The following is an 11984-nucleotide window of genomic DNA, read 5'->3' as shown; positions in this document are numbered from 1 at the left end:
CGGTTCTCGACTCCACGGCTCCCCAACTTGCGTTTTCTCGTCAGTATGATTATATTTTAATCGGACTGATAACAGGTGATAAACATGGCGACCGAGACGAAGGTATTGACCGCGCATGTCCCTCTGGGGCTCGCGGAAAAGGTTGAAGCAATGGCCTCGCGACTCGAACGCTCGCGCGGCTGGGTGGTGAAGCAAGCGCTCGCCGCCTGGGTCGATCAGGAGGAGGAGCGTCACCGGATGACGCTCGAAGCCCTGGAGGATGTCGATGCCGGACGGGTGATCGACCACCAGGCGATCACGGCATGGGCCGACAGCCTTGGGACGGACAAGCCGCTACCCTCGCCGGTCAAATGAAGATCCAGTGGACCAGCAAGGCGTCGTCGGACCTTGTGCGACTGCACGAGCATCTGGGTCCGGTCGCCCCCGAAGCGGCGGCGCGCGTGGTCCAGCAACTCGCCCACGCACCGGATCGGCTGATCGATTATCCGAGGATCGGCGAGAAGCTGGAAGCCTATGAGCCGCGCGAGGTCCGCCGGATCATCGTCGGCAACTACGAGATGCGCTACGAGATCGCGGCCGGAACGATCTTCATACTGCGCCTCTGGCATTGCCGCGAAAACCGCAACTTCGAATCGGAGCAGTAGCGAGGATGCGATCGACCACCGCCGCAGTCGCTTCTATCCTCAGACCAGACCGAAATCCTGAAATTCAACCTGCCGCAGTCGGCCGGACAGCCATTTCAGAGTAGCTCTCACGGGTTCCGCCAGTCCCGGTTGACCGACGATGGCACCAGGAATGTGGTCGGCTTCGATCCGCTGAAAAACTTGCACTTCGGCTTCACGGTCGGTGGGAAAATGGGGTGCGAGGTCTCGCCTCTCCTCTTCGCCGCCAGCGAACCTCGGCTCGCTCACGCACAAAATCGAAACAGAGACGGCGTCTTTGTTTCCGTCCAATCGGCCGTAATCACTGGCGTATGCCAAATGATCGGCTGCTGCCAGATCGCGGCGCGGCCATAAGCCATGCTTCACGACCCCAGTGAGATTCGCAGCTTGGGTGAAATGCAGCAGGAACCGCACGTCGCGGTCCAGGGCGATCGAGCGGATATGCGTCCTGCGGGCCTCGTTCATCGCAATGATCCCATAGACGCCTCCAATACCTCCGCCCAGTCTTTGACGCCGCGCGGCGCCATCCACGTTATCTCAAGACCGGGCCGAGCATATCGCAACGCCGCGCGTGCCGCCGCCAGTTCACCTTCGGCGTCATTGTCGACGGCGAGGATCAAGGATGTCAGACCTTGCGGCAGCAGGATCTGATCGAGACGCCGTGCACCCAAGCTCGCCCAGCAGGGAGCTCCTTGAATGAGGGTGAAGGCCCGCGCGGTTTCGAAGCCCTCGGCAAGCGCCAGGCAAGAAGCCGCCCGCCCTCCCCCTTGCCATGCCCCCTGCCCTGGCCGCCCCAGCATGAGCTTCATGCGGTACTTGCCGGTTTCCCGGTCGAGGAAGATGCGCTGGATGGCAGTCAGTCGCCGCCCTTCGCGCACGGCCACGAGCAAGGCGGGATGGAACGTGGTCCAGGGCTTGGGACGATAAGGACAGCGTGGATGAAATCGGAGATCATCGGTAGGCGGCTCGAGATGCCGCAGCGTCAGGTAACGCTCAGCGAGAGTGCCCGGGATCGGAAGCCCCTTCTCCCAGAGCCGTGCGGCATTGCCCGAAGCGCGCGCGGGCATGTCCCGGTAGGAGTAGTGTTGCCGGATCGGTATCCGGCGCAATTCGCGCAGGACATCTTCGCGATCACAACCGGCAAAGCAAGTGACAAGAATACCGCGATCGCCCTGACGGATCGAGAGGCTTGGTGTGCTATCAGCATGCGCCGGGCACAGGCACATGGCGGTGCGGCCATGCCAGGTGCCACCGAGAGCACCTACGAGATCGATGAGTTCCTGGGATGGTCGTCGGGCTGTAAGCGGCATGGCATTCCTCCTGCTTGCATGCCCCTGCCCCTCTCCCTCTTTCTCCCGGCCATCAGATCGCGGTCTATCTGTGCTCCGGGCTGCGTGCGCGGATCGAGGAAGCGCGAATAGCCACCGGGGTGCACGGCCGGTTTGCGGATGGGATTTCCTGCGAGCGGAATGAATGCCTCGATGGCGGTGGGCCTTGTCGCCGCCTATTCGAGCGCCAGGAGAACATCGTCAGCGGCAGTTCTGGCCCTGTCCGATTCGTGGACCACCGCCAACTCGGATGCCGCCGGGAAGGAATTTGAGTTCCATTCTCGAAGCGGCGACAAGACCGATCTATGCTTGCCGCCAATTCTGGCGATCACTTGATTCGCATGGAAACCGGAGCTTGTCCGTTCGCCCGGAATGATCCCGGACTCTCCATCTGAGAGCAGCGTTGTCCTTGCATGATGGCGCCAGCTGCTACCAATTTGACTAACCACCATCCTTTTGGCATAGCTGTCCGGGATAAGGGGTCTTTTTTCGACCTTTTTCACGAACCAAGGCCAATTTGGGTTGAGAAGGGGGACAACGCCCATGCTGTCGGGTCAGATTCTCGATGCGATGATCACCTCGTGCGAGAATGCAAAAACCGTTCTGCGGCAAGCGGCGATAGATCCATCCGACAGGAAAACCCTCAATATTTCAATGGGGGCCTCGGTCGCCGCGGAGTTTCTGGGGAGGACGCCCGAAGCCCTGTCCAAGGCGGAAGCGCGTGGACGCCTTCCTGCGCCGAAGACGTCCGCCAACGGGCGCAGATATTACACGGTCGAGGATTTGATCGCGATTCGCGAAGCGCTCGGTATCAAGATGGGCAAATTGCCGTCCGAGCGAGCGGTCGTCGTGGCCGTGCAGAATTTCAAGGGCGGTGTCAGCAAATCGACCACGGGCAAGCACCTTGCCGATTATCTTGCCCTGCGGGGTTACCGGGTTCTTGTCGTGGACTGCGATCCCCAGGCTTCGATGAGCGTGATGTTCGACGTCAATCTCGAGGCCTTGGTCGACGAGACCCATACGCTGTCGAATTTCCTGTCGCCGCGCATCGACGAAGCGGATTCGCTGCGCAAGACGATCCAGAAGACAGCCTGGCCCAATATCGACATCTGCCCGGCGAACCTCGGCCTGCAGGACACCGAATGGGAACTGACCGCGACGATCGAGGAAGGACCGACAGCGATCGCGGGCGCGTTCCGCATGCTGCGGATCGGACTGGAGGAAGTTCGTCACGACTATGACGTCGTCATTCTCGACCCTCCCCCGGCCATGGGGTTTCTCGGCGTGAACACGCTGACTGCGGCCGATGGCCTGTTGATCCCCGTCCCTGCCCGGCAGCTCGACTATCTGTCGACCATTCATTTCATGCAGACCTGCCGCGAGGCGATGGATCTCGTCTCCAAGTTCGACACGTCGATCGACTATGGCTTCATTCGGGTCGTCTGCACGATGTTCCAGCCCAGTCGCACGAACGAGGCGCAGATGCTCCAGGTCATGGAGAAGACCTACGCCGGACAAATGCTCTCGACACCGATTCTGCTCTCGGAAGAGATCAAGAATGCGGGACTTTCGATGTCTTCGATTTACGAGATCAACAAACCCTACGGCTCGCATCAGACCTATGTTCGCTGCCGCGACAATCTCAACATGGTCTTCCGCGAGGTAGAGAAAGACATCTGCAAGCAGTGGCCATCGCGGATGGCGCAGCTTGGCACCGATCGGTTGACGGAGGCCGCATGAGCAGCGCGGGGGGCAGACGGCGGAGTCTCTTGGCGAACGCCATCGAAAGCATCGGCACGACACCGCCCCCGACACGCGCGGCCGATGGTCCCGTCGCCGGGGATCACGCGGATCGAGAAAAGCCCGCCGAAGAACCGGCGACACCGTCCTTCCTCGAACGGCGCGGGGTTGCGTTCGATGAGATCGCGCGCACCGTCAAGCGCCTCACCATTCGCCTGAAGCCGTCGGAATGCTCGATCTGGCCAGGCAATGCGCGCGACTATGCGGCGCTTAGCTATGACCGCTGCGCCTCCCTGATTGAATCGATCAGGGAGGAAGGAACCAATCGCGAACCGGTGGTCGTCAGGCGAACCCCCAATGCCGAACAGCCCTATGAGCTGATCGTCGGCACACGTCGTCATTTTTCGATCTCCTGGCTCCATGCGAACAACCATAGCGAGATCGAACTCGTAGCCCGGATCGAAACGCTCGATGACGAAGGCGCCTTCCGTCTCGCGGACCTGGAAAACCGGGAGCGCGAGGACGTCACCGATCTCGAGCGGGCCCGAAATTATCGGCACGCGGTGGAAGCCTATTATAAGGGCGTCAGGGCGCAGATGGCCGAGCGCCTGGCGATCCCCAAGCAGAATCTTCACAATCTGCTGCAACTCGCCGAACTCCCCGACGAGGTGGTGAGCGCATTTGCGGAACCAGGCGACCTGAAGGTCCGTCACGGCATGCGCCTGTCGCCGCTCATCAAGGATGAGCGCTATCGCGACGCCATTCTCGGTGAGGCGGCCATAATCGCCGCCGAGCAGAAAGAGCTGCTGGCCGCCGGCGCGGAAAAGATCGAGGGCAGCAAAGTCTGCGAACGCCTGGCCGCGGCCGTGACACCTTCCAGGCCTGCGCCTTCGCCAAAGGCGAAGCCGGCTCTGACGGCAGCTTCGGGCAAGGAGATCGGACAAGTTCTCGCCGATACCAAGGCGAAGGGCATCACGATCAACATCAATCCAAAAGGCCGCGCATCGGTCGATGAGATTCTGGACGCACTGCGTCCGGTCATCGAGAGCGCGAGATTTGCGCGATAATGAGAATCCACAATAAATCTTTTATTTTCAAATCGTTATGATGGAGTAAAACGCGTTTTACGCGTGTTGCAGGACATGAGATGCCACAGGACTACCGCGAAGACGGTCAAGTAGACCTCTTTCTGCCGCAACTGACGGCACTGCCGCTTCGCGACCAGCGCGAAACGATGGAACGCCCATTCTTTTCCCTGTCCAAGCGCAAGCGCCTGAAGCCGATCGACTATGTCAGTCCGGACCGAAAAGTTACCGTCCATGTTTCGGCCAACTCGGAATATGGCCTCGCCACGATCTACGATCTCGACATCCTGATCTACTGCGCCTCGGTGCTCATCGAACATAAGCGCCGCGGTGCGAACGACATTCCGCAAACCTTGAACGTCGTGCCCTACGACATGCTCAGGACACTCAAACGCGAGGTCGGCGGCCGAGCCTATGACTTGCTGGGCAATGCGCTTGACCGTCTGCAGTCAACCACGGTGAAGACCAATATCCGCTCGGGCGACGCTGTCGAAACCACTTTCTCCTGGATCGACAGCTACAGTCAGCTCAAGGACCGCACGGGCAACGTGCGAGGTATGCGCATCACCCTCGCCAAGTGGTTTTACGACGGCGTGCTGATGGAAGGCGGCGTCCTCGCGATCGATCCCGCCTATTTCTCGCTCACCGGGGGGAGAGAACGCTGGCTGTACCGGGTTGCGCGCAAGCACGCCGGCGGCGCCGGAACGGACGGCTTCGCGATCTCCATGCCGACGCTGTTCGAAAAATCGGGCGCGGAAGGTGACTATCGTCGCTTCAAATTCGAGATGACCAAGATCGTCCGGGAAAACGCGCTGCCGGGTTACGCGCTCGAACTGGAATTGCGCGCAGAGGCCGAACCGTTCCTGCGCATGGTCAGGCGCAACCTCACGAGCGAACCCGGAGCCCCCTCCCCTGCCCTGGTCCAGACTGCACCCACGCCTGGCCGGGCTACTCCTTCCGCACAAGACAAGGCGATCGACGAACCGCCGATCGCCTTCCCGGAATATGGACATATCGCCCATAGCGCCTTTGGCGCCATCGCACGGGCCAACCTGCCCGAACCGCAGCGTGACCACGGCATGGTCGCCGACGACTTTCGGTCATTCCTGAGGCAGCGCGAAATCGCATACGACGCCAGGAACATCACGCAGATCTTCGCAACATTCTGTTCGAAGCAACGCGCGGCGCTGTAGCGCGCTACAGCGCCGCTTCGAACAGCGCGGCCTTTCAGGAACAACCTTCCGCTACCCGAGTTGCGCATAGTTCTTGCGTTCCTGAAGTACCGACGGACAAGGGCCGGCAGTTGCGCGGCCCCTCCCCACCGAGCACCCCGTCCTACCGGGACGCTATCCCATAGAATATGAGATCTCAGCCATGACGCGGGGCTCAGCGGCCGGGCGTTGCCGCCATTATTTTCGCCTATTACGCTGTGCGGGCCGAAGTCACAGCCACCTTGGCCAAGCCGTTACGTCCTTCCGGGCCAGGCTCGGGCATCGATCATCCCACCAGTTGACCGGCGCCGGGTACATCAGGAACGCGGACACCCTTTCGATCATCGCACGTCGTTTCCAAGCAACCAGGATATAAGCCGGATAAAGCAGATGGCGGGTCAATCTCGTGCCGGCGCTTCCTGGAACGAGAGGGAAGGGAAGGGGGGAACGCTGCGATCGTTTATCGAGATCGGCTCCGCGGCAATCGATCAGGCGTTCCTGAAATACCGTGCGGAGGAAAACTCCGCCGCCTCGGTCCGCCATGGCAGACGAGATCAAACGGCCGAGCCCAATAGGCGGCCGTTCCCAAAGTACCGCGCCATCGACGTGTATTCACGCCTCGCCAGGCCCGGAGATGATGGCCCGGCGACCGCCGTTTCAAGCGCCCGGCAGCCAGTCATTGAAGTTCAAACCAGAGCGAAACTCCGCTCCAGAGGCTGGCCGCCTGTCTCGATCGGCCCTTCGTTCCTAATATACCGTGGGAGAGTCGGGAGGCCTTGCCGATTTCCCGGCCAGCAAGTGCCCGAGTGTCATGATCGCGGCTACAAGAGTGGCTATCAACTGTGTCCGCCTGTGTCGTCAGGAAGCTCAAAACTCCGGGAAATCAGGGATGTAGCATCGAGTAAAACGCGTTTTACCGCCCTTTCCGCCCCGATCTCCAATGACCCGCCCACACGGTATTTCAGGAACGGCGCACGGTACATTGGGAACCGAATCACGGTCCAATGGGAACACCGCACAGGGTATTTCAGGAACGGTCAGACGGTATTACGGGAACGCGCTGAATTCCCCGACTCGTGATGAATCCATGAGTCGCGTCCGGCGCATCCACAGCCTAACTTTCTATCTTTATTTCTAAAGGAATTAACGGCGCCTGCGGCGCTTCTCCCTTTCTTTGAAAAGATTGAAGGGGGAGGGGACGCCATCGGCAAGCACCGAACACAATGACAAGGCCCAGTGCCCGATCTCGCACGAGCATAGAGCATCCAGAGGATGGCGTTCAACATCCGCTGCCGAACCGTGCATCGCCCGCCTCCCGATCAATCAGCGCGACAACACTCGACGATGCGCACTCGAAGCTGGTCCCATCATCTTGGCTACCCTGCCTTGATTCCCGCGGACGATGGCGGACGAGATCCCGGTTCACCTCATCCTGTCGCCTGACCTACCTCATCACCGGGTCTGCCTCGACGCCTTCGAAAGAATCGAATGTCGGCGAGCCCAGATCGAAGTCCAAACTCTCGAGGGCCTGTTGGAAGCCTGGATCTACCTCGATGCTGAACGTCTGCCATCGAACGGGCATCCAGCTGGCGTAGCGCTCACGCGACATCACCTCGTTCGATCAGCTTGTGAAATGTTAGGGTACATACCGCCGAAGCCAGGGTGCTTCATATCCAGCGCACCCCTCAAAATCGGAACAAACCGAGAAATAGTCCTAAAACGCCGCCAGAGCCTTACCAGGCGCTTTTGGGCCTTCTGGCATCCACGGCCTCATGAATAGCGTCAAATCGCTCTGTGCGGGCGTCTGGCTGGGCCGTATTTTGGGCCAGTTGTCACAAGTTTGTGATCAAAATCAGAGCGCACATGATTGTGAACCCCACTTGCTCCCACCGCAAATTCGCATTTGATTCGCAACACCTGTCATGGCGACGAAAGCTTTGGCCCGCGCGCGCTTGTAAGCAGCTTGTCGATGGCGGCCATTTCCTGATCAAATGCATCGAAAGCCACGGTGAGGTCGCGGCTCGCGGGCAGGGGAGGGGGCTCCTTCGCCGGACGGCCGCGCTTCGGTGCTGCATAACCGAATTCGACCGCAAGGTCCGGTGGCAGAAACAGCCGCCAGCTGCGCCGCTGGGTAATCTCGACCAGAAGATCCGCGGCGACGGCCCGCTCCAGCAGCTTGCTCGCTCCGGCGACGCTGAGGGCCAGCGCATCGGCAACTCCCTGGGGCGATAGCAGCGGGCGATGATGCGTGAGCGCGAGCAGCCGGGGGAGGGCGCCCGGACGGAACGCTTCGACGATCGCGCGTTGGGCGTTGCGATGAAATTTCTCCAGATCGTGAAGCCGTTCCAGACCCTCGCGCGCCGATCGTTCGAGCGCCCGCAACACCGCCAGCCAATCATCGGCGTCGGGTTTGCGCTTCAGCCGGAACGCCTTGGCGCCGCCGGCGAGGCAGGGGAGGGTGCTCGCGGAGAGGCCGCTATCGCGTAGCGCGAACGGCAGGCCGAGCCAGGGCAGGATGCCGCCATCCGCCAGCGCGTGTTGGCGGACCTGATCGAGCGCGCGGACGAGGGCAGGGTGCTGCGTGGCAACCGCCGGCGCGCTGATGGCGGTGGGCAGCGTATCGCGCCAGGCGAGCGGGTCGGGATCGGCGAGCGCCGCGGCCCACGCATCGAAGCGGTCGAACAGGTCGAGGGTGGTCGAGCGCAGCGGCCGGCCGGGGATCTGGAGCCCGCAACCCCAGGAAAATACGTCGATTTCGTCGACCTCGGCCGATTGCAGTTGCAGCGCCCGCGCATAGCCTGACCAGGTAGCCCGCCGGTTCCATGCTGTCAGCAGACAGAATAGCCTGCAGCGCACTGATTTATAGTAAAATCAGACTCTTATAGCGGCTATACTGCAAGCAATTCTGGGTAACGCGATTTGCAGATCGCGGGGTTCGACAAAATAAGCTACATTTTCGGCGACAGCAAAAATCGTTGTGGAGCCCATTCCATGATAGAGCGGAAGCCGTCTCCTGCGCCCCGACGCAGCCTCAAATCGCTCGAGGCGGGGTTGGCGCTGTACCCGCATTTCCGACAACATATATCGCCCACCGGCCCGGTGAAGGCAGCCCAGATCGCGGCGATTGCCGAGGCAACCGGATTGAAAGAGCGCCAGATACGGACACTGGCCGCGCGGTTTCGGACGCATCCGGTCGCGGAGTCGCTTGCGCCAAAACCACGTGGACCCGTTGTCGGATCGCACAGGATCGATCCGGCGGTGAGGGCTAGCATCGACGTGTTGATCGACGAAATTGCGCTCAAGATGGTCTCGCCATCGCGCGCGGAAGTGGCGCGGCAGATATGGGGTCTGCTGCACGCGGACAACGGAAATCACCGGTTTCCCGCCGATATGATCCCCAGTGAGAAAACGATCGAGCGGCTGCTGTCGGAAATTTCGAGCCGCAAGTGGGCCAAAGCCACCATGGGATCGAAGACCAGAAGTGCCCATGAGCCGCACCCCGGCGAATATTCGAGCGAAGGATTTCTCGATCTCGTCCAGATGGATCATACCAAGGCAGACGTCATCCTGGTCGATAGTCTGGGGCGCGAAGAGCTCGGCAGGCCCTGGATCACCTTCCTCATCGAAATCTGGACCCGATCCATCCTTGGCTATTATGTCAGCTTTGGCGACCCCTCGATATTCCGGTGCGGGCGGGCCGTTGCGAGTGCCTTGTTGCCCAAGGAGCCGATCCTCGCCCATCTGGGGGTGGATGTCAGTTACCCAATGTATGGCCTGTTCAGGCGCCTGCATGCGGATCAGGCCAAACCGCATCGGTCGGAGGCCTTCAGGCGGGCCTGTGTCCGCAACGGAATCGACCCCGATGTCCGCAAGCCTGGACCCGCCCATCTGGGCGGCCATATCGAGCGGCTGATCGGAACAATGGTCGGAAAGCTGCGGCTTTTGCCCGGAGCGACGGGATCAAACGTCCTGGCACGTGACGGGCATGATGCTGAGGCTGAAGCGGCGATGACCCTTGCGGAGTTCGAGCGCTGGCTCCTGTGCCAGATCGCGATCTATCATTACACGCCGCATAGCGCGCTGGGGGGCCTGTGCCCGGCTCAGATGTGGGAGCGGGAAGCAGCGAGGCACGGCCCGCTGCTGCCTTTGTCGGTTAATTCCGACCAGCTTTTCCGCCAGTTCCTGCCCTCGACGTCGTTAACCGTCCACCCCAAGGGCGTTCGGATCAAATATCGCCATTATTGGCACCAGGCGCTCGCCGTCAGGCTCGATCTTCTCGCGCTCCAGATCCTCGGCCGTGGCGATCAACTTCTTGAGCGAGCGGGCGAGGCGGTCGAGCTTCCAAACAACCAGCGTGTCGCCTGCGCGCAGCACGTCTTCCAGAATGCGCGCCAGTTCGGGCCGGTCATCGCGCGCGCCCGACGCCTTTTCGGTGAACACCCGCTCGCAGCCGGCCCGCCGCAGCGCATCGAGCTGGAGCTCGGGGTTCTGGTCGCTGGTGCTGACCCTGGCATAGCCGACCCGCATGAGCGTCTGATCTTCTCCAAACTCGTGCGGGGCATACCGTTTTGCGACGCGGGTTTCCAGAACAGTTTTGACAAAGTGCGGCCCGCAGATTTACGTTGCCGGCCCAGCAAGGCGATCGGCTCGTCAGAAACGGTCGTTTTGCAGAACCGCTGAGGAGCCGGGTTCATGCAGGTGCTCGATACGGTTGGCTGGGTCGGTGATGGCGACGACACCGACTTCTTCCTCGCAATCGAGCGCACCTTCGATCTGCGCCTGCGCTCGAACCTGCCTTGGACAACGTTCGGCGAGGTGCGTGACCATGTCGTCGCGCATGTCGCAGCCTACAGCGGGGGCGGCACGACATGCGCCACGCAGATGACGTTCTACAGGCTTCGACGCGCGCTCGGGCTTGGCCGGCACGTCGGGCCGGATGCGCCGTTGGCGCCGCTGATCGGTGGGAAGCTGCGCCAAGCGTTCAGCGACCTGGAAGCCGATACCGACCTCAAGATGCCGGCGACGCGAGCCGGATGGCTTGGGATTGTCAGTGGTCTCTGCTTCGCTGTCGCGGTCGCGATCCTCGCCTTCACGACGCTGGCACCTCCCCTTCGCATCTTCGCTGCTGGAGCGAGCGCCTACGCGGGGCTATGGTTACGGCACCTCGACCGCCGGCGATTACCTCGGAGGTGCGACACTATCGGCGATCTCGCCCGACTGGTCACGGAGCAGAACCGTGGCAGGCTTGCCCGCGACGGCGCGCGCCTCACCGCCCCCGAGATTTGGCGGATCATCCAGCAACTGGCCGCCGAGGAGAGCGGGATCGACCCCGATCTGATTGGGTCGGAAACGACCTTCTTCCGAGCCAAAGTGCGAGCAGCCTGATCAATGGCTTACTGGATTGCATAGATTGATGCCGAGACACGGGACATTGCGTGGCGTCGGACTGACGGCTTTGGGTGCCGTTGTCGTCGCAGGCTCTTTCGTCGCTCTCGGATTGCGACCGGATGGGATCGCCAGCTACTATCGCGATACGCTGACTCCGGCAGGGTTTGCCATTTGGTTCTGCGGCTTCGTAGCCGCCACACTCGCTCCACCCGCCATAGCTGTACTCTGCTGGTTTGGCGCCATGCGGTTCCGCTACGGGTGGCTTCTCCACATCCTGCTTGTTCCTGCCACCTACGCCGCTGTGCGAGGATCAATCGCGCTCATGCTCGCGGTAGCAAGTGAGCCGGACAGCGATGGCCCAACGAGATGGGCTACCGATCCAGCAGTGATGCTGATGGTGGTTTGCCCCATCGTGTACTTTCTGATCTTGGGTTCCACAAAGCTGCGTGAGCATCGCGCATCAGCAAATGACTGCTAATCTCGACTTTGTAGTTGGCAGATACCATGAGCGGCCCTTTGCCGTTTGCGAGCAGACGCGGATGATGGCGAGCACATTGTCGGATAGCGTGA

General features: G+C 61.2%; 11 protein-coding genes and 1 pseudogene. 7 read left to right on the top strand and 5 right to left on the bottom strand.

What is annotated here, in order from left to right; translation table 11 throughout:
• Window positions 1-84 precede the first annotated feature (84 nt).
• Entirely contained in the window at window positions 85-354 is a 270-nt protein-coding gene (locus K426_RS01250; RefSeq protein WP_020819389.1) for a CopG family ribbon-helix-helix protein, read from the top strand.
• Window positions 303-644 (top strand): type II toxin-antitoxin system RelE/ParE family toxin, encoded by a 342-nt coding sequence (locus K426_RS01245; protein WP_223308239.1) that lies wholly within the window; start codon window positions 303-305, stop codon window positions 642-644. The genes K426_RS01250 and K426_RS01245 overlap by 52 nt, the downstream gene beginning before the upstream one ends.
• A gap of 39 nt (window positions 645-683) precedes the next feature.
• Here the strand turns inward: K426_RS01245 and K426_RS01240 are convergent, their stop codons facing one another.
• Together K426_RS01240 and K426_RS01235 are read right to left on the bottom strand one after the other, a co-directional pair.
• Complete coding sequence (locus K426_RS01240) at window positions 684-1127, bottom strand: hypothetical protein (protein WP_020819387.1); 444 nt, start codon at window positions 1125-1127, stop codon at window positions 684-686.
• Window positions 1124-1972, bottom strand: coding sequence for a DUF7146 domain-containing protein (locus K426_RS01235; RefSeq protein ID WP_021224597.1), 849 nt, complete (start codon window positions 1970-1972; stop codon window positions 1124-1126). The genes K426_RS01240 and K426_RS01235 overlap by 4 nt, the downstream gene beginning before the upstream one ends.
• A gap of 171 nt (window positions 1973-2143) precedes the next feature.
• Here K426_RS01235 and K426_RS01230 point away from each other — a divergent pair, with 171 nt between their 5' ends.
• The 4 genes from K426_RS01230 (at window position 2144) to K426_RS01215 (ending at window position 6008) form a co-directional block, all read left to right on the top strand.
• On the top strand, window positions 2144-2326 hold the full coding sequence (locus K426_RS01230; protein WP_020819384.1) for a hypothetical protein: 183 nt from the start codon (window positions 2144-2146) through the stop codon (window positions 2324-2326).
• A gap of 207 nt (window positions 2327-2533) precedes the next feature.
• Window positions 2534-3730: an AAA family ATPase gene (locus tag K426_RS01225; protein WP_015460581.1), complete on the top strand. Its 1197-nt coding sequence runs from the start codon at window positions 2534-2536 to the stop codon at window positions 3728-3730.
• A complete protein-coding gene (locus K426_RS01220) occupies window positions 3727-4797 on the top strand; it encodes a ParB/RepB/Spo0J family partition protein (protein ID WP_025160828.1) in 1071 nt (356 codons plus the stop codon). Before K426_RS01225 ends, K426_RS01220 begins: the two co-directional genes overlap by 4 nt.
• A gap of 80 nt (window positions 4798-4877) precedes the next feature.
• A complete protein-coding gene (locus tag K426_RS01215; protein WP_020819382.1) occupies window positions 4878-6008 on the top strand; it encodes a replication initiator protein A in 1131 nt (376 codons plus the stop codon).
• Between the two features lie 1938 nt (window positions 6009-7946).
• On the opposite strand, the gene K426_RS01210 is transcribed toward K426_RS01215, so the two are convergent.
• The 3 genes and pseudogenes from K426_RS01210 to K426_RS31755 all read right to left on the bottom strand — a co-directional run.
• On the bottom strand, window positions 7947-8882 hold the full coding sequence (locus K426_RS01210) for a hypothetical protein (protein WP_066553249.1): 936 nt from the start codon (window positions 8880-8882) through the stop codon (window positions 7947-7949).
• Between the two features lie 15 nt (window positions 8883-8897).
• Window positions 8898-9839, bottom strand: a complete 942-nt coding sequence (locus K426_RS32290) for a hypothetical protein (RefSeq protein WP_237229878.1) — start codon at window positions 9837-9839, stop codon at window positions 8898-8900.
• A gap of 456 nt (window positions 9840-10295) precedes the next feature.
• Window positions 10296-10553, bottom strand: a pseudogene (locus K426_RS31755) (recombinase family protein); the annotation flags it as partial.
• Between the two features lie 165 nt (window positions 10554-10718).
• Between K426_RS31755 and K426_RS01200 the strand changes: the two are divergent.
• Window positions 10719-11411 carry a hypothetical protein gene (locus K426_RS01200; RefSeq protein ID WP_007685994.1) on the top strand — a complete coding sequence of 231 codons (693 nt, stop codon included), beginning with the start codon at window positions 10719-10721 and terminating at the stop codon, window positions 11409-11411.
• Window positions 11412-11984 lie beyond the last annotated feature (573 nt).

It is taken from the genome of Sphingobium sp. TKS (genome assembly GCF_001563265.1).
In the GTDB taxonomy this organism is placed as follows: Bacteria; Pseudomonadota; Alphaproteobacteria; order Sphingomonadales; family Sphingomonadaceae; genus Sphingobium.
Note: the sequence above shows the minus strand (reverse complement) of the source record. Positions and strands in the feature narration are given on the sequence as shown.

Coding starts and splice junctions, on each gene's coding strand:
- K426_RS32290 (WP_237229878.1), bottom strand. CDS start 9,839: ATGCGGTTTGGCCTGATCCGCATGCAGGCGCCTGAACAGGCCATACAT.
- K426_RS01235 (WP_021224597.1), bottom strand. CDS start 1,972: ATGCCGCTTACAGCCCGACGACCATCCCAGGAACTCATCGATCTCGTA.
- K426_RS01200 (WP_007685994.1), top strand. CDS start 10,719: ATGCAGGTGCTCGATACGGTTGGCTGGGTCGGTGATGGCGACGACACC.
- K426_RS01215 (WP_020819382.1), top strand. CDS start 4,878: ATGCCACAGGACTACCGCGAAGACGGTCAAGTAGACCTCTTTCTGCCG.
- K426_RS01240 (WP_020819387.1), bottom strand. CDS start 1,127: ATGAACGAGGCCCGCAGGACGCATATCCGCTCGATCGCCCTGGACCGC.
- K426_RS01230 (WP_020819384.1), top strand. CDS start 2,144: ATGGCGGTGGGCCTTGTCGCCGCCTATTCGAGCGCCAGGAGAACATCG.
- K426_RS01250 (WP_020819389.1), top strand. CDS start 85: ATGGCGACCGAGACGAAGGTATTGACCGCGCATGTCCCTCTGGGGCTC.
- K426_RS01225 (WP_015460581.1), top strand. CDS start 2,534: ATGCTGTCGGGTCAGATTCTCGATGCGATGATCACCTCGTGCGAGAAT.
- K426_RS01245 (WP_223308239.1), top strand. CDS start 303: ATGGGCCGACAGCCTTGGGACGGACAAGCCGCTACCCTCGCCGGTCAA.
- K426_RS01220 (WP_025160828.1), top strand. CDS start 3,727: ATGAGCAGCGCGGGGGGCAGACGGCGGAGTCTCTTGGCGAACGCCATC.